This window comes from Octadecabacter temperatus (genome assembly GCF_001187845.1).
GTDB classification, from domain to species: Bacteria; Pseudomonadota; Alphaproteobacteria; order Rhodobacterales; family Rhodobacteraceae; genus Octadecabacter; species Octadecabacter temperatus.
Genome location: NZ_CP012160.1, coordinates 1,040,139 through 1,060,140, shown reverse-complemented (window position 1 = coordinate 1,060,140; position 20,002 = coordinate 1,040,139). Strand labels below are relative to the sequence as shown.

At 55.6% G+C, this 20,002-nt stretch carries 18 protein-coding genes; 3 read left to right on the top strand and 15 right to left on the bottom strand.

What is annotated here, in order from left to right; all coding sequences use genetic code 11:
- The first annotated feature begins 64 nt into the window (after positions 1-64).
- The gene (locus OSB_RS05510; RefSeq protein WP_049834043.1) at positions 65-406 is read left to right on the top strand and encodes a DUF427 domain-containing protein; all 342 of its coding nucleotides are present in this window, start codon (positions 65-67) and stop codon (positions 404-406) included.
- On the opposite strand, the gene OSB_RS05505 is transcribed toward OSB_RS05510, so the two are convergent.
- Complete coding sequence (locus OSB_RS05505; protein WP_049834042.1) at positions 403-2,091, bottom strand: chloride channel protein; 1,689 nt, start codon at positions 2,089-2,091, stop codon at positions 403-405. The two genes, OSB_RS05510 and OSB_RS05505, sit on opposite strands and share 4 nt — an antisense overlap.
- A 77-nt stretch (positions 2,092-2,168) precedes the next feature.
- On the opposite strand from OSB_RS05505, the gene OSB_RS05500 reads away from it, so the two are divergent.
- Both OSB_RS05500 and OSB_RS05495 read left to right on the top strand, forming a co-directional pair.
- Positions 2,169-3,545 (top strand): FAD-binding oxidoreductase, encoded by a 1,377-nt coding sequence (locus OSB_RS05500; RefSeq protein ID WP_049834041.1) that lies wholly within the window; start codon positions 2,169-2,171, stop codon positions 3,543-3,545.
- Positions 3,546-3,593: 48 nt separating this feature from the next.
- Positions 3,594-5,366, top strand: coding sequence for a bifunctional helix-turn-helix transcriptional regulator/alpha/beta hydrolase (locus OSB_RS05495; protein WP_049834040.1), 1,773 nt, complete (start codon positions 3,594-3,596; stop codon positions 5,364-5,366).
- 304 nt (positions 5,367-5,670) lie between these two features.
- Here OSB_RS05495 and recN read toward each other — a convergent pair whose 3' ends face one another.
- From recN to ftsW, 14 genes are all read right to left on the bottom strand, one after another.
- Positions 5,671-7,320: a DNA repair protein RecN gene (gene recN / locus OSB_RS05490; protein WP_049834039.1), complete on the bottom strand. Its 1,650-nt coding sequence runs from the start codon at positions 7,318-7,320 to the stop codon at positions 5,671-5,673.
- A gap of 8 nt (positions 7,321-7,328) precedes the next feature.
- Complete coding sequence (locus OSB_RS05485; protein ID WP_049834038.1) at positions 7,329-8,183, bottom strand: outer membrane protein assembly factor BamD; 855 nt, start codon at positions 8,181-8,183, stop codon at positions 7,329-7,331.
- Between the two features lie 124 nt (positions 8,184-8,307).
- Positions 8,308-9,228 carry a UDP-3-O-acyl-N-acetylglucosamine deacetylase gene (gene lpxC, locus OSB_RS05480; protein WP_049836062.1) on the bottom strand — a complete coding sequence of 307 codons (921 nt, stop codon included), beginning with the start codon at positions 9,226-9,228 and terminating at the stop codon, positions 8,308-8,310.
- 209 nt (positions 9,229-9,437) lie between these two features.
- Positions 9,438-11,018, bottom strand: coding sequence for a cell division protein FtsZ (gene ftsZ / locus OSB_RS05475; protein WP_049834037.1), 1,581 nt, complete (start codon positions 11,016-11,018; stop codon positions 9,438-9,440).
- A gap of 199 nt (positions 11,019-11,217) precedes the next feature.
- A complete protein-coding gene (ftsA, locus tag OSB_RS05470) occupies positions 11,218-12,564 on the bottom strand; it encodes a cell division protein FtsA (protein ID WP_049834036.1) in 1,347 nt (448 codons plus the stop codon).
- A gap of 17 nt (positions 12,565-12,581) precedes the next feature.
- Positions 12,582-13,460 (bottom strand): cell division protein FtsQ/DivIB, encoded by an 879-nt coding sequence (locus OSB_RS05465; RefSeq protein ID WP_049834035.1) that lies wholly within the window; start codon positions 13,458-13,460, stop codon positions 12,582-12,584.
- Positions 13,448-14,359 (bottom strand): D-alanine--D-alanine ligase, encoded by a 912-nt coding sequence (locus tag OSB_RS05460; RefSeq protein WP_074202194.1) that lies wholly within the window; start codon positions 14,357-14,359, stop codon positions 13,448-13,450. Before OSB_RS05460 ends, OSB_RS05465 begins: the two co-directional genes overlap by 13 nt.
- A gap of 90 nt (positions 14,360-14,449) precedes the next feature.
- Positions 14,450-15,385 (bottom strand): UDP-N-acetylmuramate dehydrogenase, encoded by a 936-nt coding sequence (gene murB / locus OSB_RS05455; RefSeq protein WP_200802523.1) that lies wholly within the window; start codon positions 15,383-15,385, stop codon positions 14,450-14,452.
- 52 nt (positions 15,386-15,437) lie between these two features.
- Positions 15,438-15,692 (bottom strand): DUF2484 family protein, encoded by a 255-nt coding sequence (locus tag OSB_RS05450; protein WP_049834033.1) that lies wholly within the window; start codon positions 15,690-15,692, stop codon positions 15,438-15,440.
- Positions 15,689-15,943, bottom strand: a complete 255-nt coding sequence (locus tag OSB_RS05445; protein ID WP_049834032.1) for a DUF2484 family protein — start codon at positions 15,941-15,943, stop codon at positions 15,689-15,691. The genes OSB_RS05450 and OSB_RS05445 overlap by 4 nt, the downstream gene beginning before the upstream one ends.
- Positions 15,940-16,167 (bottom strand): hypothetical protein, encoded by a 228-nt coding sequence (locus tag OSB_RS05440; RefSeq protein WP_049834031.1) that lies wholly within the window; start codon positions 16,165-16,167, stop codon positions 15,940-15,942. Before OSB_RS05440 ends, OSB_RS05445 begins: the two co-directional genes overlap by 4 nt.
- On the bottom strand, positions 16,164-17,582 hold the full coding sequence (murC, locus tag OSB_RS05435; RefSeq protein ID WP_074202193.1) for a UDP-N-acetylmuramate--L-alanine ligase: 1,419 nt from the start codon (positions 17,580-17,582) through the stop codon (positions 16,164-16,166). Before murC ends, OSB_RS05440 begins: the two co-directional genes overlap by 4 nt.
- A 20-nt stretch (positions 17,583-17,602) precedes the next feature.
- Positions 17,603-18,697 carry an undecaprenyldiphospho-muramoylpentapeptide beta-N-acetylglucosaminyltransferase gene (gene murG / locus OSB_RS05430; RefSeq protein WP_049834029.1) on the bottom strand — a complete coding sequence of 365 codons (1,095 nt, stop codon included), beginning with the start codon at positions 18,695-18,697 and terminating at the stop codon, positions 17,603-17,605.
- Positions 18,697-19,863, bottom strand: coding sequence for a putative lipid II flippase FtsW (gene ftsW, locus OSB_RS05425; protein ID WP_049834028.1), 1,167 nt, complete (start codon positions 19,861-19,863; stop codon positions 18,697-18,699). The genes murG and ftsW overlap by 1 nt, the downstream gene beginning before the upstream one ends.
- Positions 19,864-20,002: the final 139 nt, after the last annotated feature.

Sequence of the window (20,002 nt, the reverse complement as noted above, 5' to 3'; positions counted from 1 at the left end):
CGAATGAGCCAATATCCCTGATCATGAAGATCACGGAAATACTGCCTTTGGGGGGACGATACGAATGTCTGATCATATCAAAATTAAAGCCGCGGCTGGGACTTGGGTTGTGCGCGCTGCTGGCGCTGTTCTGGGCGAAAGCAATGACGCCTTGGAACTTTCAGAGGGTGCCTTTCCAGAGGTAATCTACTTCCCACGCAAAGACATTTCGATGGCGTTCTTTGATAAGTCCGAAACGACATCAAGCTGCCCCCATAAGGGCGCGGCAACCTATTATAATCTGGAAGCCAAGAGCGGCACTTTCGCGGATGCGGCTTGGTCTTATGAAGCGCCGATTGATGGCGTGTCCGAGATTGCAGGCTACCTTGCCTTTGATCCAACTAAAGTCGCAGTTGAAAAGCTTTAAGAGTGCTCTTCGGCTGCGGTTGCGGCCAAAGCACGGTTGAACGCACGCAGGGCATCTACCTGAAACAGCGCACCGCGCAGCTCGGGTGGGCCGTCGCCATTGGCGGGGGCGACAACGGGAATAAAGTTTGAACCCGTGGCCTCAAGAATGGGCATGGCTTGGTCGAGGGTCTTATCCTCAAACACATATGTTCCTTCCAAGATCAGAGCAGCGCAGGTTTCCTGATCCGCCGCTTTGGGGTGATCGACACCGCGCATTACGCTGGAAACCTTAAACGTCCCGAGCAAATAAGCCTGCGGCCCTGCAGCCAAATGCACGTCGCGACGTTCTAGCTGCGAAAGGAAGAAGCTGCGGTGCACAAGCTTTGATGCCAAAGCCGAGGACAGCGAGACGGACACCATAACTGCGATCCCTGTTTGCCAATCCCCTGTCAGTTCAAAAACGATGAGTGTCGTGGAAATCGGTGCACCTAGGACCGCCGCCGTGACAGCGCCCATACCTGCCAACGCATAAAGGGTCCCTTCCCCAGAAACGTCGGGGAAGATGCCTGTGGCGACGAAACCAAACGCCAAGCCGGTCAATGCGCCAACCATCAAAGACGGTGAAAACACCCCGCCCCCCATACGACCTGCCATTGTGATTGCGACTGCTACGATCTTGATAAACACGAACACCACGGCCTCGTGCATGACCAAGCGGCCTGTCAGTGCGTCTGATGTCGTCTCATATCCAACACCGATGATGTGCGGATAAAAGATTGCCAATGCGCCAAGCAGCGTGCCGGCAATCATCGGGCGCAGGTAACGTGGCAATCCAATCTTAGCTTGCAAGTTTGAACCAAATTTATCCGCCCAAAAGATAGATCGCATCAGAACGACCGCGATCAGCCCACACAGCAATCCGAGGATCAGGAATGCTGGAAGTTCTACGTAAAAGGCCAAAACATTCTGGTTTGGAATAAGGAATTCGGTGACATCTCCGTACACAAGACGGTTGATCACTGTACCCGCAACAGAGGCGATAACAATTGGCGCAAAGGCATGTACTGCGAAGTGACGCAGCACGACCTCAAGTGCGAAAAGCGCACCTGCAATCGGCGCGTTAAAACTAGCAGAAACAGCGGCGGCAACAGCACAGCCTAGCAGATCACGACCCGTAATCCCGTCCGCGCGGATCAGCCGGCTTACGTATGTCGATACAACTGCCGCCAAATGCACAACCGGCCCTTCACGGCCAGTCGAACCACCCGTGGACAGCGTGATGAAAGATGCGAGCGTTGAGGCAAGTCCCTTGCCTCGCTCAACCCGCCCATCATAAAGGGCGGCCCCTTCAATCACATCAGCAACAGATCGCACGCGCCCGTCGTCGGTGAAGCGATCCAAGATCAATCCAACCAGCAATCCACCGGCCATCGGGATCAACAAGATCCACCACCAATCGAGCCGCGCTGCATCTGTGCGCAGATTAGCAATGTCATCGGTGCGATAGAGCCAGGCCTGCAACGCCTCGATCCCAAAACGAAACCCAATGGCAGCAAAGCTCGCGGCTATGCCGACAAGCAACGCGATGAACCAAAACTGCACCTGCGATGGGCCGCGATTGCGGATCACGTTCCACATGTCACGCGAGGCCTGAAGGGCATCATCAACCCCTTGCCGTATCGCTGACTTTTGCGGTTCCGCCATTTCTTTCCCCTGCTACACGTCTGGTCCCCTTCAAAGGAACCGCCTAATCTTAAGCCAAGCCAATGTAGGAGAATTCCATGTCCATCGACGCCGCTATTCGTGCGCTTTCCACAGTGTTAGGCGATAGGCTGTCGCTGTCCAAGTCCGATTTGGATGCACACGGCCAATCAGAGGCCCACTTTGAGCCAATCGCACCAGATGCGGTGGCATATCCATCTTCAACAGATGAGGTTTCCAAAATCGTAGCGATTTGTTCCGAGCATCGCTGTCCTGTTGTCGGCTATGGCGCGGGAACTTCATTGGAAGGACATACTTTGGCGATCCAAGGCGGCATCGCGCTGGATTTTCGCGACATGGCGCAGGTAATTGAGGTTAACAACACTGACATGACCGTAAGGGTCCAACCAGGCATCACCCGCGAAGCCCTGAATGAAGACCTCCGCGCGACGGGCCTGTTTTTTCCCGTTGATCCGGGGGCAAACGCGTCGCTTGGCGGCATGGCGTCCACCCGCGCGAGTGGCACAACGGCGGTGCGCTACGGCACGATGCGCGACAATGTCATGGCGCTCGAAGTCGTGTTGGTTGATGGGCGCATCATTCGAACCGGGTCCGGCGCACGCAAATCCAGTGCGGGATATGATCTGACGGCGTTGATGGTCGGTTCCGAGGGAACTTTGGGGCTCATCACCGAACTCACCCTCAAACTTCAGGGCCAGCCCGAAGCTACAGCAGCCGCGACCTGTGCTTTCAAAACAATCGACGAAGCCGTGGATGCGGTTACAGCGACCATTGCAATGGGCATCCCCATGGCCCGTATCGAATTCCTAGACGCCGCCAGTGTTGCCGCCGTGAATGCCTATTCAAAGGCCGATATTCCTGTCTCGCCGCATCTTATGGTGGAATTTCATGGCTCCGATCAGGGTGTAGCTGAACAGGCGGAACGGTTTGGTGAAATCGCTGCAGAGTTTGGCGGATCGGCTTTTGAATGGGCCACCAAACCCGAAGACCGCACACGCCTTTGGCAGATGCGCCACCATGCGTACTGGGCCATTCTTGCGTCCCGCAAGGGCGCGACGGCGATTGTTACGGATGTTTGCGTTCCGATTTCAAAACTGGCGCAAGCGGTCGCAGAAACCCAAGCCGACATTGACGCATCCACAATCCCAGCCCCGATTTTGGGCCATGTTGGTGACGGAAACTTTCATGCGATCCTTTTGATCGACCCCGACAATGCTGCTGAAAAACAAGAGGCTCAGCGCCTGTCTTCTCGCATGGCTGAGCGCGCCATCGCCCTTGGTGGCACCATTACGGGCGAGCATGGCGTCGGCATGGGAAAACTGCCCTACATGGCCGCGGAACATGGTGCTGGCTGGGATGTGATGGCGCAGATCAAACGTGCACTGGACCCCGAAAACATCCTCAACCCCGGCAAGGTCGTGCGCCTGAATGGCTGAGGTGACCCATGGGAAACTTTCTGCTATTCACTGAACCAGAGAGGGAAAATGGGTACTGACGAAAAGCCAGCGGCGCCGCACAGCACCGCAAACACAAACGAGATGATCGATCGGCTTTATGAAGTCGCCGTCGACCCTTCTCGCTATGAGGCGTTGTTAGACCATTGGGAAGCCATGATCGGGCCGGAACGCCTTGCTGCACACAAGTCGAACACTCCAATTATCGGGCTGGAGCATTTGACGGGGCATGTTGAAAGGGCGGATCAGGTTTTGGACCGTGTCCTGCGCGATGATTTCAACAAAGGGCCGCGCACGATAATCGACCAAATTGACCATTCCGCAGCGTTTGCAGTTGATCGGTCCCTCACAATCATCGCGGCAAATGCAGGTGCGACCCAACTGCTGCATGTTCAGCATGGCAACCGTTTGCAAGATGCCCAACTTGGCGAAGGTGATACGGACCAGCTCGCGCACCACATCGGCCGTCTATTGAACCTGAAACAAGACGAACCTGTAGTTTTGCGGGGCCACACCGCACAAGGCGACCGCTTAATTGTGTTTCACATGCGGGTCATTCGCACTGACGACAGCGAACCATATGTTCTGATCCTCTCCTCTGATATCCATTGGCCTGACGGGTTCTCTGAAATGTTGCGGGCCGCTTTTGACCTTACCCCCGCTGAATCCCAAGTTGTTCGTGCCCTAACCGAGGGAAATACACTTCAACAAGCGGCCGAAATCCGTGGGCGCAGCGTTGATACGATCCGTGCGCAACTCAAATCCATCATGGCCAAAACCGAGACCCGCAGCCAAACAGAGCTGGTTCGCCTTACACTCTCGACCATGGAAATTGCCCAGTTCACGACGCAAGTGTCCGAAAAGACAAGAGCCATTTCGCAAGGGTACGACACCTTGCCGCCCCGCCCTTTCCAGACGTTTACATTGGAAGATGGGCGGCGGATGGATTACCTGATTTTGGGCGATCCATTTGGGGCACCCCTTGTTTATTCGCCGTTGGATTACGGTTTAGTGCGTTGGCCGGCAAAGGCAGAAGTCGAAGCGGCGCGTCTTGGTATCAAAGTGATTGTACCTGTTCGGGCCGGATACGGTAAATCTGATCCCATTCCCAAACGAACGCCCTATGTTCCCCAACTCTGCGATGATCTTGCCGCCCTGATGACCCACGTTGGCGTGGAAGCCGCGCCCATGCTTACCCTTGGCGGGGACACCCATTTAGCCTGCCAATTCAATCAATTACACGAAGGTCGCGTCACGGCGCTTATCGCCTGTGCCGGCGTTCTTCCCCTAACCCGCGCCGAACAATACGACCGAATGGACAAATGGCACCGCTTCATCCTCGCGGGCGCGCGCTACACGCCTCACCTGCTGCCGTTTATGGTTAAGGCTGGGTTCGCCTTGGCCAAAAGGCTCGGGAAGTATGGTTTTCTCCAAGCGGTTTATGGAAAGTCGGACGCGGATATGGCGGCGGTCGCGAACCAGGATGTGTTCGAGGCCTTGGTTGTTGGCTCGGAAGTTTGCCTTTCTGAAACGCACAGTGCCCACGATGCATTCGCCCGCGAAGTTATCGCCCATGAGACGACAGAGTGGACGGATTCCGTCTTGGCGTTGAAGGGGTCCGTCCCTGTCATCATGATGAATGGGCTGCAAGATCCACAGGTTCCGGCGGAAACGCTTGCGGAGTTTCGGCGCGACTATCCGTGGATAACCTTTGACGTGTTTCCAGACGCTGGCCAATTGCTGTTCTTTGCCAAATGGCCGCAAGTTCTTGAGCGTCTTCAACAATTTCTCAACAAAACCTAACTTTACCCCAAATGGGGTAAGCGAGAAGTTGACCAAAAGGTTAATTTACTCCTCATTAGAGTGGTGAATTGGTATTTGGCTCTCGGGCCACAGAATTTCTTTTAGACCTCGTGGCACGAACTAATCGTGGAGCGAGTATTTTAACAAGCCGAGCAATCGGCGCTGGTCTTGGTCGGACGGTGGCAATGACGTGGGTATTTCAGCGTTAAACACCAACCGGCTGGGCTTGTCTTTTTCCAATAAAATTCAACCAATTATCTGTAATCTCATGGGGCAAGGTTGACCTTTCGCGACCTAAAGCGGGTCACTCAGGAACCAACGCCCTTGCAGCAGCGCGGGCTTCTTCTGTGATGCGGTCACCGCTGAGCATACGTGCGATTTCATCTATACGCTCATCATCCACCAAGCCAACGACAGTCGACAGCGTTGCGTCTTTGGTCTGGCGTTTCTCGACACGCCAATGATGATCCCCGAGGGCAGCAACCTGTGGGCTGTGCGTCACGACCAGTACTTGGCCCTGCCCTGCCAGCTCTGACAAACGGCGGCCAACAGCATCCGCCGTCGCACCACCTACACCGCGGTCGATCTCGTCAAAAATCAAAGTCAGACCGGACTCAGCGCCCGTCAGACAGACCTTGAGGGCAAGTAGGAAGCGGCTTAATTCACCACCCGAAGCGATCTTTCCGATTGGCCCAGCGGGCGCGCCTGGGTTGGTTGCAACTGTAAAAGCAACCGTATCAACCCCATCCGGCCCGGCCTCGGCTTCGGTAATTTCAGTAACGAAAACAGCGCGTTCCATTTTCAACGGGGCAAGCTCACTCGCCATCGCCTTGTCAAGCTTCACGGCCCACTTGCACCGCGACGCCGTCAACTTGGCCGTCGCTTTGTCGTATCCCGCCTGCGCAATGCCCAATTCTGTCGTTAGATCGGCAAGGTCAGACGCGCCGCGATCCAGCGCGTTCAATCGTTCGCGCAATCCATCGGCAAATGGTCCAAGCTCATCTGCAAGAATGTTGTGTTTGCGCGCCAAACCACGGATCGCGAACAGGCGCTCTTCGACTTGTTCCAGCTCAAACGGATTAAACGCCAGCGCATCGATGCAGGTTTCGACGCCCGCCTGCGCTTCGCTTAGTTCAGCCATTGCGCGTTCCAATGCGGCGATCGGCGCTTCTAATGTGCCGTCTGCTTGGTCGGCTGAATCGCTGAGCCAACGCATCGCATCTCCAAGCATGCCTTCGCCCCCATTTAGGCCAAGTGCTTGTTGTGCTTTGGAAATATCAACGCCAATTTTCTCAGCGGCCTGCATTTTGCGGCGTTGCTGATCAAGGTCCGCATCTTCACCGGCAGTCGGCGCAAGCCCATCTAGCTCAGCCACAGCGTGACGCAGAAACTCTTCTTCCGCTTGCAGCTCAGCGACACGCGCCTCAGCTGCAGTGAGTTCTTTCTTCGCCGCCACCAAGGTTTTCCACGTGCTGCGAACCTTAGCCAACTCAGGCGCGAGGCCGCCAAAATCATCCAGAAGCACCCGATGCCCCCGTGGGTTCAGCAACCCGCGATCATCGTGTTGGCCGTGTAACTCGACCAGCGTTTCAGACACCGCCCGCAAGATTTCGCCACTGACGCGACGATCATTGATCCAAGCCGTTTTGCGCCCGTCGCGCGTGTTGATGCGCCGCAAAATCAGACTGTCATCATATGTGAAACCCGCCTCACGCAGCACATCCCATGCCGCGTGACTTTCGGCGAGATCGAACTCGGCAATCACCTCACCTTGGTCTGCGCCTTGGCGAACAAGCTCAGCTCGGCCACGCCAACCGAGAACAAAACCCAACGAATCCAACAGGATGGATTTACCCGCACCAGTTTCACCCGTCAGCACATTCAACCCCGGTTGGAACGCGAGCTCCAACCGATCAATGATTAACATGTCACGAATATCAAGGCTGCGGAGCATGCCCTAGCCTAGAGCCATTCGCCGCGAACCATCTGACGATAGATGGCGGACAGCCAGTTGTCGCCGATAGATTTCGGCTCAAGCCCCTGCCCTGTCAGCAATGCGAAACTGTCCTCGTACCACTCAGTTGATTGGTAGTTGTAGCCAAGGATCGCACCTGCGGTTTGGGCTTCTTCAACAAGACCAAGCGACAGATACGCCTCAACCAAGCGGTGCAAGGCTTCGGGTGTGTGGGACGTTGTTTGGAAATCTTCGACAACGATACGGAAACGGTTGATCGACGCCGCAAAATGGTCACGCTTAAGGTAGTAGCGGCCGATTTCCATCTCTTTCGCGGCGAGGTGGTCAAAGGCGAGGTCGAACTTCAGAACCGAAGAACGCGCATATTCGCTTTCAGGGTAGCGTTCGATGACAACGCGCAGTGCTTGTAGTGCTTGGAACGTCAAACCTTGGTCACGACCAACTTCGTCGATCTGATCGTAATAGGACAGCGCCAGCAAATATTGGGCATAGGCCGCGTCTGCATCCACTGGGTAAAAGTCGATGTAACGTTGGGCTGCGGCACGTGAATTCGGGTAGTCTTGATCGCGGTGATAGGAAAACGCCTGCATAATCAATGCGCGTTTGGCCCATTCTGAATAAGGGTAAAGGCGTTCGATTTCACCGAAGTAGAACGCAGCCTCATCGCCCTGCCCGCGTTCGAGTTCAAACTCGCCGCGTTCAAAAATTTCTTGTGCGGAGTATGATTCCAAGGCGCCCGGTGAACGCGTATCAAGCGAACCACACCCTGCCAGTAGACCAAGCGAAAGCACGCCTGTGGCCAGACCCTTACGAAGTTTCAAAATGCTGCTGCGGCCTGACATTGAGGCGCCCCCGCTCAAGATTATTGTTCGAACATCGTTTCTCGTTGGGATCGGTCTAGCACATAAATATTGGGTGCAAAATGCCTTTTGCACACGCGTGATCACGATTGATAAATGTCGTAATTTAAGCGACGGCCGGAACGTCAGCCCAACGAAGGCCAACACCCGGCAAACGAGCCGCGGTTGCCACGTCAGCATCGCGCCACGCCCAAGCATCAGGGTCGTTAAACAACGCACAGAGCAAGGCGTTTGTGACCGCATGGCCGGCCTTTGAGCCCGTGTAGCGACCCAGAATTGGTGCGCCAGCCGTGTACAAATCGCCCAATGCATCCAACATCTTATGGCGTACCGCTTCGTCTTTGTGACGTAATCCACCGGGGCTAAGAACCTCGGCACCGTCAACCACAACGGCGTTTTCCAACGTGCCGCCAAGGGCAAGACCCTGCGCGCGCATCGCGTCTACATCAGAGGAACGGCAGAACGTACGGCTATTACTTAGCTCACGTACGAATGCGCCATTCGACATGTTCAAAGTCTTTTCCTGATGCCCAATCGCACGGTCTGTAAAATCGATTTCAAAGCGAATGTGCAACGTATCGGCAGGATCAAGGCGTGCTGTTGCATCGCCCACCTTCACTGAAACGGGTTTCAACACTTCAATCACACGCAAAGGTGCGTTCAGGCGGCGAACGCCTGCGTGAAGGAAACCTTCAACAAATTGCGCAGCAGACCCGTCAAGGATCGGCACTTCGGGGCCCGTTACTTCAACCAATGCGTTGTGTAGGCCACATCCCGCAAGTGCTGCCATGATGTGTTCGATTGTGGACACAGACGTCCCTGCCGCGTTCTCAATCCGTGTGTTCAGCGGGGAAACGATGACACGGTGCCATAATGCCGGAACATCAGCTTTGGATGCATCAACGTCCATGCGGCGAAAGATAATACCGTGATCCGCAGGCGCAGGACGCACAACAACAGACACAGGCTGCCCGAGGTGCAGCCCCTTGCCTTCAAATGCCACTGTTGTGTCGAGAGTCGTTTGCACGGATAGAACCTTCTTTGTTGAAAAAGACTTAAGAGGTGGCTGGCCTTCTCTCAACACACTCTTTGCAACGGACTGAAACATCCCTGTTACAAAACGGCGCAAAACTGCCTGCCTTATAGCGGCAACGCGGCAAACGCTTGATACAAAAAGAAAAAGGGCCGCCAATTGGCAGCCCTTCCCCGTAAATTGTGACCTAGCGTCACATCAATTTAGTTCGCTTGGCGACGCAGGAACGCTGGAATTTCGATGCGTTCTTGGTCTGCGTCAGCTTCAGACGCTGGTGCAGCCTCTTCGCGCAGGGTCGCAACCGGCGGCTGCGGGCGCTCGTTGGCTTGGCTTTCGTTGTGACCAGTCATGCGGCTGATCAGGCTGTTCAGCCCACCCATCCGTGGCTTTGCAGCCTCTTCTGTTTCCATTGGCTCAGCCACTGGAGCAGCTGCAGGCGCGCTACGTGTCGCTGCAGTCCGCAGACGATCAAGCGTTTCCTGAGATGGCGTTCCAACTGCAGGGCGCTGAGGTGCAACGAAAGCGTCTGTTGTTGCTTCAATTTCAGGCTCTGCACGTGGCTGGTAAGCAGCTGGTGGCAGGTCAGCTTCTGCAGCAGCGGCGGCTGCCGGTGCGTCAAAAGTTGGTGCAGGTGCCGGTGTAGCGGCGGCTGTTTCGTCAAACAGTGTTGGCTCAGGTGCTGCTTCAGCAACAACCGCAGCAACTTCGGCTGGCGCTTCAACTGGTGCCGGCGCTTCTTCTTTTACTTCAGCAGTAACTTGCTGTGTCAAAGGTGCAGCCATTGGGCGGCGTGGAACCGGAACATCGGATGTCTTCGCAACAGCGTCGATACCAGTGGCCACAACGGACACGCGCATCTTGCCTTCCATGCCAGTGTCCAATGTGGAACCAACAATGATATTTGCTTCTGCGTCGACTTTTTCGCGGATCTTGTTCGCTGCTTCGTCGAGTTCGAACAACGTCAGGTCGTAACCACCTGTGATGTTGATCAACACGCCGCGTGCACCTTCCAAGGAGATCTCGTCCAGCAGTGGATTCGCGATGGCTTTTTCAGCTGCCTGAACCGCACGGTCCTGACCGTCGGCTTCGCCTGTACCCATCATCGCCTTGCCCATTTCGTCCATAACGGCGCGAACGTCAGCAAAGTCGAGGTTGATAAGACCTGGGCGAACCATAAGGTCTGTAACACCCTTAACACCTTGATAAAGCACATCATCCGCAAGGGAGAACGCTTCGGTGAATGTTGTGTTTTCATTCGCCAGACGGAACAGGTTCTGGTTTGGAATGATGATCAGCGTGTCGACAACCTTCTGCAGAGCTTCGATGCCTGCATCAGCTTGGTTCATGCGCTTGCCGCCTTCAAACTGGAACGGCTTGGTAACAACACCAACAGTCAGAACGCCAAGCTCGCGGGCAGCCTGTGCGATGATTGGTGCAGCGCCCGTACCGGTGCCACCGCCCATGCCAGCTGTGATGAAGCACATGTGTGCGCCAGCAAGGTGGTCGACGATTTGTTCGATTGATTCTTCTGCGGCAGCTGCACCAACGGTTGCACGTGCTCCTGCACCCAAACCTTCGGTGACTTTGACACCCATCTGAATTTTCGCATCAGAGCGGGACTGCTGAAGGGCCTGCGCGTCTGTGTTGGCGACGACAAATTCAACACCTTCAAGCTCTTGCTCGATCATGTTGTTTACTGCGTTGCCGCCTGCGCCGCCGACACCAAATACGGTGATGCGTGGTTTCAGTTCTTCCTGCCCGGGCATGGAGAGGTTCAATGTCATGTGCTGTCCGCCTGTCTTGTTGGGCCCGTCCCATCGGGCGTTCTTGTCGAATTATTTACTGGACCTTAACGGCCTCTGCCCCTTGGGTCACGTCTAAAGTGCCAAAAAACCGCAAAATGTGGGCCTCCCAGCAAGTTTTTCCGCCGTATCTGGGGTGATCGGCGAAATCTTGCGTATGCGTGGGTGGTAACCCACGTAACTACCAGTTCTCTCTAAACCAACGAACCGCCCGTTTGAGGGAGCGTGCTGGATATTTCTCGGCAGGAATATCGAAGTCCCACCACTCGTCTTGCGGGTTCGCCGCAAAAAGGCTGAGGCCAACAGCCGCCGAAAATGCTGACCCGGTCGCCGCTTGAGGCAAACCTTGAACGCGCAACGGGCGACCAAGGCGCACTTGCTGGCCAAGGATTTTGCTGGCTAGACCATCAAGGCCCGGAATTTGGCTGCCGCCACCAGTCAGAACGATCTGTTGGCTTGGCAAATGTTCAAAGCCCGCCGCGTCCAAACGCACGCGCACTTCTTCAAGGATTTCTTCAACGCGTGGGCGCATGATGCCGATCAGTTCCGCGCGACTGACGGTGCGACGATCGCGCTCCCAATCACCTGTGTTACTGCCAACTTCGATCATCTCGCGATCATCCATGCCCGTCGCCAGCACGCCGCCATAGAATGTCTTGATCCGCTCCGCCATCGCAGGCGCAACCTGCAGACCCATGGAAATGTCGGACGTCACATGGTCCCCGCCCATACGAACAGAGTCCGAATAGATCATATGTTTGCGCATAAAGATGGAAATACCGGTTGAACCGCCCCCCATATCAATACACGCGGCACCGAGTTCTTGCTCGTCTTCCACCAGCGACGAAATCCCGGCCGCATAAGCAGAGGACGCAACGCCCGCCAGTTCAAGATCACAGCGTTTGATACAGTATAGAAGGTTCTCAATGATGCTGTCTTCGACAGTCATGAGATGCATGTCTGTGGTCAATGTTGACCCGATCTGACCACGCGGGTCTTCAAGACCCGAGCGGTGATCCAGTGCGAAATTGATCGGCTGCGCGTGCAACACTTGGCGGCCTTCGCCGATATCCGGTACTTCGCATTCCGCCAACACGCGACCAATGTCGCCCTCAGTAACGGTTTGACCCATCACATCGACCTGCCCGTCCAACCCGTATGAGCGCGGACGCCCACCTGACAAACAGGCAATCACGTGATCCACACGAACATTCGCCATCTTTTGTGCCGCTTGAACCGCCGTACGGACCGCACGTTCCGTTTCAGCCATTGCTTCAACTTCACCAAAACGCACACCGCGTGAACGGGTTGTCGCCGCACCAATCACCCGAAACGAGGACTGCCCCGCCATGGAACCAACACCATCCCCGAAACCATCCTTGGCGCTAAATTGCTCAGGTCCGTCGAAACGCAGAACAAGGCAGGCAATCTTGGAACTGCCGATGTCCAAAATCGCGATAACGCCGCGTTGCATTGCCGCTTGACGCATGCTGCGCATGGCGCGCTGGGATTGGTAAAGATCTCTCATGTTTTACACACCTATTCTTATTCTTGTTCGGCGTTGATCTGACGCAAATTCGTCACGGCCTGTTCGTTTAATCGGATTGTCGGACGGTCTGGGTGGCGCATATCAACGACGGCGACATCCCGTTCCAGCAAGTCTTGGGCTTGGTTCAATGCAACAACGCGTTCAAACGCGGGCACTGGGCTTTCTGTTGGCAATAGAATGCGTTGCCCACTGTCGAGGATCACATCCCAACGACGCTCCCCCATGCGAACAACACCGCGCATACGCGGCGCAAGCGGCCCTGCAACGCGGTAGATCTCAAGCCCTTCACCAAGCGCTTCGCGGGCGCCATCACCCGTAATCAGTGGTAAGTCAGAACGATCCGCACGCGCGATAATATTCTGTATCAGCACACCTCCGCCGTCGATTAGCTTGAGGCCTTCAGGCGCACGGAACACGGCAACCGGAACCCGTTGCGTGACGTTCACTTGCAAAATTCCACCCGGACGCACGCGCAACGCGGCCTCAGCTACGGCGGGCAATGCAGCAACCGTTTGGCGCATTTCCTCTAGGTCGAGGTCAAAGTTGGACTGCGGAAATTCCAATGGCAAAACCGTGCGGATATCAGCTGCCAACGTGTCATCAGCCCCATCAATCGCCATCATCTTAACCATGAATTCATCGCGCTGCTGAATTTGGGTTTTGGTGTTGTTGTAGGCATCCGCGATCATCTGACGGTTCGCTTCGCGCGCCGTCCAACCCGCGATCAATCCACCAACCACCAGCAACGGAACACCAACCTTAACCAGCTTGCGAAAGCCTGGTGTCAGCATCAAACGCTGGTAACGATATCCCCAACGGCTTGGCGCTGGGTCGCGGCGTGTGCCGTCTGGGCGTTGTGCCTTTAGCGATCGCATGACGCGTCCTCCACCATCCAAGTCATCAGTTCTGGGAAAGAAATTCCAACATGCGCCGCCTGTTCAGGGGCCAACGATGTCGGTGTCATTCCAGGCTGTGTATTCGTTTCCAGCAAAATCAGCCCATCAAGACCGCGGCTTTCGTCCCAACGGTAATCCGAGCGACTCAAACCACGACAGCCAAGCGCATCATGGGCGCGCACCGCGTAATCGATACAAGCATCGAAAATTTCCTTTGGAATATCTGCAGGCAGAATGTGTTTGGATCCGCCATCGCCATACTTGGCTTCATAGTCATACCAACCGTCCACGACGATATCCGTCACCGTCAACGCGCGATCGCCCATCACTGCTGTCGTCAACTCACGACCTGGCGCATATGTTTCGACCATCATCAAATCCGGCAAGCCATCCGCAAGCGTTGGGGGCGTATCGCCTTCCATCACCAGATAAATACCTACGCTAGAGCCTTCATCAAATGGCTTTACAACGTAAGGCGGCGTCATCACGTGGCCCGCTTCAATCTGCGCCTTCGTTGCCAAAACGCTTTTCACGAACGGCAAGCCATGGGTGCGATAGACGTCTTTGGTCTTTTGCTTATCCATCGACGTGGCCGACGCCAAAACGCCGCTGTGCGTGTACGGGATACGCAGCCATTCCAGCACACCCTGCACAACACCATCTTCGCACCAACGACCATGCAGCGCATTAAACGCAACATCTGGCTTGGCGGATTTCAGCTGTTCAACAAGGTCGACACCTGCATCGATCTCAACCACGTCGAAGCCGGCGACGCGCAAAGCGGTCGCACATTCTTTGCCTGAACTGAGGGATACCTCACGTTCAGCCGAGGGGCCGCCCAATAGAACGGCTACGGTTTGGGGTGTCCTGCTCGACACGCTATCGCCTCTTTCGCGACCCTTTGTTGGGTCGTCATATACTTTGTTTACCGCGCCCCTGCCTGTGGGGCTTTGACCCGATAAAGGGGGTCAGTCTTTCGGGGCCGGTTCACCAACCCTCATAATTTCCCATACTAGCGTTAATCCACTGGTTTCGTAAACCTTTTTTCTAACGCTTTCCCCTAGGTCTTCTAGGTCGGCAGCAGTCGCGCCACCAGCGTTGGTCAAAAAGTTGGAATGTTTAACGTTCATGACCGCGCCACCGATGGTTGCGCCGCGCATGCCAGCGTCGTCAATCACCTTCCACGCCTTCAGGTCTTGGCTGTCATCCGCCTTCCCTGTGCTGGAAAACCCTGCCGGATTGCGGAATGTACTTCCCGCCGTTCGGTCTTTCGTCGGCTGGGTTTCATCGCGCTTGGCCAGCTGTGCCGCCATGCGGTCTTCAAGAACCTGCGCATCTTCACTTGGGGCTTTCAAAGTGGCCGAAACGATCACGGCCCCCTCTGGCAAAGTGGACGAGCGGTACTGCAAATCAAGCGCATCAGCGGCCAGCGTTTGCACAGAACCATCCCGCATCACCACGCGCACGTCCTGCAAAACATCGGCCATGTAATCGCCGTAGCACCCAGCATTCATCCGAACAGCGCCGCCAACGGACCCTGGGATTGTGCGCAAAAACGTCAGGTTCAGCCCCTGCGCCGCAGCCTTGCGCGCTACATGCATATCCAACGCCGCAGCCCCTGCCCGCACAGTATCTCCGTCAAACTCAATCCCGTTGAAACCACGCCCAAGCCGGATCACGACGCCGCGCACCCCACCATCACGCACGATCAGATTTGACCCGACCCCCATCGCAAAAACGGGAATATCATCTGGCAATGCGGCCAAGAACGCGCACAAATCGTCTTCATCGGCAGGTTGGAACAACACATCCGCAGGCCCACCCACGCGCATCCACGTCAACTCAGACAGGTCACGGTTTGGCGTTAACACGCCGCGTACTTCGGGCAAATCATTCAACATCATGGGGCTCGTTTAGCGCGACACACCACTGCTGCCAAGTGATTGTCGGTCGATCTTAGCTTTCAGCCTTTGTCACCATGCGGCGCACCCAACGCGTCAAATAGACCACCGGCCAACGCAACACGCTACATCCAGCGATCAAAAACACCATGCCAAGAAGCGGTCCGTTCGTATAGGTAATGTAGCCCAACAACGGAATTCCGATCGCGATCAGCACATAGGCCCGCGTCCACAAATTATCTCGGCTCGGTATAAGTGCCAAAACATTGGCGGCAACAAGCCATGCAAATCCTAACCCCATAGCCATCATTTCGGAAGCTCCGGTCGTCGCCCGCGCGCGCGCGCAAACAGGTATCTAAGCGGATTACGAAACATTGATGCAAACGCAAGGAACGCCGCAACACTCCAGCCCCACCCAAAGTCATAGCCAAGCCAAAGAATGAGGATCGGTGCGAGCAACAACAAAGTCACGCCAGGCACATATTGCCTGCGCATCGGCAGCAAAGCCGTCCCAGTCGCGGCCAACACCCAAAGGGCGGCAATGACTATCGACCAGCTCACAGCATTCCCCCCAAAACCATGCGTCGGATGGGGCGTGCAAACATCAACCCGCCGCCCATCGCGCCCAGTGCCAGTGTTGCCTCACCGGGATTGTGCTGCATATGAATTAACATCATTCCAACGAATGCAATCGTGAACGCCCACAGCAAACGGCGCACCCATTTGATCATCGGCAAAAGCGCGACAATCAGAACCGCACCAAGGATGAGCCATTCATAGGTCACGCTTTAAGTAGCTCCGGCAATGCGTTCGCCCAGCTGGAAATAGAACCAGCACCAAGACAAACCACCATATCACCTGGCTTTGCTTGCTCGCGTACCAAACGCACCAAATCGGCTTCATCCGTAATTGCGCGGGCATGGCGGTGGCCTGCGCGGATCAGTCCTGCGACCAAATCATCGCGCGTTGCGCCCTCGATTACGTCTTCACCCGCGGCGAAAACCTCGGAAATGGCGACAACATCGGCATCGTTGAAACATGCACAGTAGTCGTCAAAATGATGGTGCACACGCGTGTAGCGGTGCGGTTGGTGAACCGCGATGATACGCCCGTCGCAGGCTTGGCGTGCGGCCTTTAGTACAGCCAGAATTTCGGTCGGATGGTGACCGTAATCATCAATTATCGTCACGCCATCCACTTCGCCAACACGGGTAAATCGACGGTTCACGCCGCCAAAGTTTTCCAACGCCGTGCGAATTTCTTCGGCTTTCATCCCCAAATGACGCGCCACGGCGATTGCCGACAACGCGTTTGAAACGTTGTGATCACCGGGCATTGGCAATGCACAGCCCTCGATAGTCATATCTTCGTTTTGCAAGACCACATCAAAATGCGCGATGCCTTGTTTGTAGGTCAAATTGGTCGCCCGCACGTCTGCTTGGGCGTTAAACCCATAGGTCATCACGCGGCGATCAGTGATTTTACCAACCAACGCCTGAACGTCGCTATCATCCGTGCAGCACACGGCCAGCCCGTAAAACGGAATACCTGATACAAAATCATAGAACCCGCGATGCAGGTTTTCTTCGGTGCCCCAATGCTCCATGTGCTCTGGGTCAATGTTGGTCACAATCGCGATCGTCGCTGGCAGGCGGTTGAACGTGCCGTCGGACTCGTCCGCTTCGACCACCATCCATTCACCGTCACCGACGCGCGCATTAGATCCATAGGCGTGAATGATGCCGCCGTTCACGACCGTCGGGTTGAAATTGCCACCATCAAGCAACGCCGCAACCATCGTCGTGGTCGTCGTTTTACCGTGCGTCCCTGCCACAGCAATGTTGGACTTCATCCGCATCAGTTCCGCCAGCATTTCGGCGCGACGCACGATTGGAAGACCACGCGCGCGCGCTTCGTCCAGCTCAGGGTTGCCTGCTTTGATTGCGCTGGAAATTACGATGACTTCCGCGTTTGCAATGTTCTCGGCCTTTTGGCCTACGAAAATATGCGCACCCAGTTTGGTTAGCCGCTTGGTGATTGGGCTTTCCTTAAGATCGGACCCTTGAACGGTGTACCCATGCGACAATAAAACTTCTGCGATCCCCGACATGCCAATACCGCCGATACCAACAAAGTGGATCGGGCCGACGTCGAGGGGGAGTTTTGTCGCTGCTGCGTTCATGGGTCTGCTTCCGTCCATCTTCTTAGTGTTACTCGTATTTACGGTTTAGGTTGGGTCAATTCTATCGTCAGCGAGACCAGGGTTTCGGTCGCATCTGGTTTGCCACACGCAAGTGCCGCTTGGGACATGGATTGCGCTTTGCCTGCATCGCCCAACACGTTTGAAATCTGCTCTGAAAGACTGTCGACCTGAAGGTCCGTCTCGGCGACTAAAATAGCCGCGCCTGCGTCAACCAGTTGGCGCGCATTCGCCGTTTGGTGGTCTCCTAATGCCATTGCATATGGAACAAGAATTGCTGGACGCCCGATGATGCTAAGGTCTGCAATAGACGACGCACCTGCGCGAGAAATCACCAGTTGGCACTCAGACATCAGCGTCGGCACGTCATTAAAGAACGGCTGCACATCAGCGGGAATACCTTCGTCTGCATAATACTGCGCAACGCGCTCAAGGTCCTCAGCGCGGGCCTGATGGCTGACGCGAATGTTGCGGCGAATGGCGGACGGAAGCGCAGAAATCGCAGGTGGGACAATGTCGGACAAGATGCGTGCGCCTTGCGAGCCACCCATCACCAGAATGGACATTGGGTAGTCACCCGGTGCGATGTAACCTGCCCCTGCCCGTTCCAGAATTGCATTGCGGACGGGGTTGCCGACGGGCACGCCCTCGACACCACTTGGCAATTCAGTCGGCCACGTTCCGCAGGCCACCTTGTTCACCCGCTTTGAAAATATCTTGTTCACGCGGCCCAGAACGCCGTTTTGCTCGTGGATCATTGTCGGTTTACGCAAGACCCACGCGGCGGACATCGCCGGAATGGTTGGGTAGCCACCAAAGCCCACAACGACTGTCGGCTTGTCACGCAGCATCTTGAATACAGCGGATATCACTCCGCCAAAAATCGTAAACGGCGCTTTGAGTTTCGCGATCAATCCACCGCGTGCGAACGTCGCCGAACCAACTTGCTCAATCTCAACCGCATGGGGGAAGCCACCCGTATAACGCGCACCGCGCACATCCGTGGACAGTTTGACCCGCCAGCCGCGCGCCAGCATCGCTTCGGCCAAGGCTTGGGCTGGGAACATATGCCCGCCCGTGCCGCCCGCTGCGATAATCAGAAGTGGATCAGCCATTAGCGCCCCCGCCGTAGCAAAATGTCACCAATTTGTCCCTGTGGACGCGTTCGCGTGAACGCCAGCAACATGCCCACCGCAATCGCGGAAGCAATAACCGAGGATCCACCGTAGCTCACGAACGGCAATGTCATGCCTTTGGCAGGCAACAAACGCACTGCCACGCCCATGTTAATCATCGCCTGAACACCCACGATGCACGCAAGCCCACAGCCGGCCAAACGAATGAACGGATTACGTTCTTTCATCAGGCGCATCAAGGAACGCACGACGACAGTGGCGTAAAGCCCGATGATCGCCAGAACGCAAATTAGCCCGTATTCTTCGGCCGCAACTGCAATAATGAAATCCGTGTGCGCATCCGGCAGCGACCATTTCACCTGCCCCTCGCCCACACCAACACCGAAGAACCCGCCTTCGCGAATGGCGTTTGTGGCATAGCCAAGCTGCGTGGTCGGATCGACGTCTGGATTCAAGAACCCATCAATACGACGCGCAAAGTGTTCTGAATTCGAATAGGCAACCGTGCCGCCAAAGATAACAACAACCGCCAGTCCGACAAGAATAAGCATCGGCGCGCCAGCAATGAAATACATCACGCCCCAGCCAAACAGGATCAGTGCGGATTGGCCAAAGTCAGGCTGCATTGCCAGCATCAACACGATCACCGCCGTCAAAATAAGGGAATATGACTTACCTGGAGGACCACCAATCTCTTGGCTCGCGGCCATAAACCATGCTGCCACAACGATAAAACCGGGTTTCAGGAATTCGGACGGCTGCACGGACGCAAAGCCCAATGAATACCAGCGCACAGCGCCTTTACCAAAGTCAGTCCCCAAGAATGGTAGACCGGCCAGCGCGATGAACGCGGCCAAAAAGCCAAGAACAGCCAAGCGACGCACCAAAGTCGGCGACATCATCGACGTGACAACCAGCACAACCATCGCGATTGAGCCAAACAACGCCTGACGTTGCACATAGTGGAAGGGTTCAAACCCGTTCTTTGCAGCCAAAGGCGGCGACGCAGCCAGCCCTAACAACAATCCAATACCGAATAAAACGATGATGCAGGACAACGTCAATTTATCAACGGTCCTCCACCAACGTGGAAGAACCGGATCACCCGATTGAGCGGGGATCGCACCGAAAACCATTTCTGTCATGGCGACTGCCTTACTGCCTCAAAACGCCCGTTTGCCGGGTCTGCTTTTTACTCTAACGACAAAACCCTTACGATTCCAGTGAAATGACACGTTTTTTACCCCCCCTTGTGCGCGACGCGTTTTCAAGGCACCTGATTGC

Coding starts and splice junctions, on each gene's coding strand:
- OSB_RS05510 (WP_049834043.1), top strand. CDS start 65: ATGTCTGATCATATCAAAATTAAAGCCGCGGCTGGGACTTGGGTTGTG.
- OSB_RS05505 (WP_049834042.1), bottom strand. CDS start 2,091: ATGGCGGAACCGCAAAAGTCAGCGATACGGCAAGGGGTTGATGATGCC.
- OSB_RS05500 (WP_049834041.1), top strand. CDS start 2,169: ATGTCCATCGACGCCGCTATTCGTGCGCTTTCCACAGTGTTAGGCGAT.
- OSB_RS05495 (WP_049834040.1), top strand. CDS start 3,594: ATGGGTACTGACGAAAAGCCAGCGGCGCCGCACAGCACCGCAAACACA.
- recN (WP_049834039.1), bottom strand. CDS start 7,320: ATGCTCCGCAGCCTTGATATTCGTGACATGTTAATCATTGATCGGTTG.
- OSB_RS05485 (WP_049834038.1), bottom strand. CDS start 8,183: ATGTCAGGCCGCAGCAGCATTTTGAAACTTCGTAAGGGTCTGGCCACA.
- ftsZ (WP_049834037.1), bottom strand. CDS start 11,018: ATGACATTGAACCTCTCCATGCCCGGGCAGGAAGAACTGAAACCACGC.
- ftsA (WP_049834036.1), bottom strand. CDS start 12,564: ATGAGAGATCTTTACCAATCCCAGCGCGCCATGCGCAGCATGCGTCAA.
- OSB_RS05465 (WP_049834035.1), bottom strand. CDS start 13,460: ATGCGATCGCTAAAGGCACAACGCCCAGACGGCACACGCCGCGACCCA.
- murB (WP_200802523.1), bottom strand. CDS start 15,385: ATGATGTTGAATGATTTGCCCGAAGTACGCGGCGTGTTAACGCCAAAC.
- OSB_RS05450 (WP_049834033.1), bottom strand. CDS start 15,692: ATGATGGCTATGGGGTTAGGATTTGCATGGCTTGTTGCCGCCAATGTT.
- murC (WP_074202193.1), bottom strand. CDS start 17,582: ATGGACGGAAGCAGACCCATGAACGCAGCAGCGACAAAACTCCCCCTC.
- murG (WP_049834029.1), bottom strand. CDS start 18,697: ATGGCTGATCCACTTCTGATTATCGCAGCGGGCGGCACGGGCGGGCAT.
- ftsW (WP_049834028.1), bottom strand. CDS start 19,863: ATGACAGAAATGGTTTTCGGTGCGATCCCCGCTCAATCGGGTGATCCG.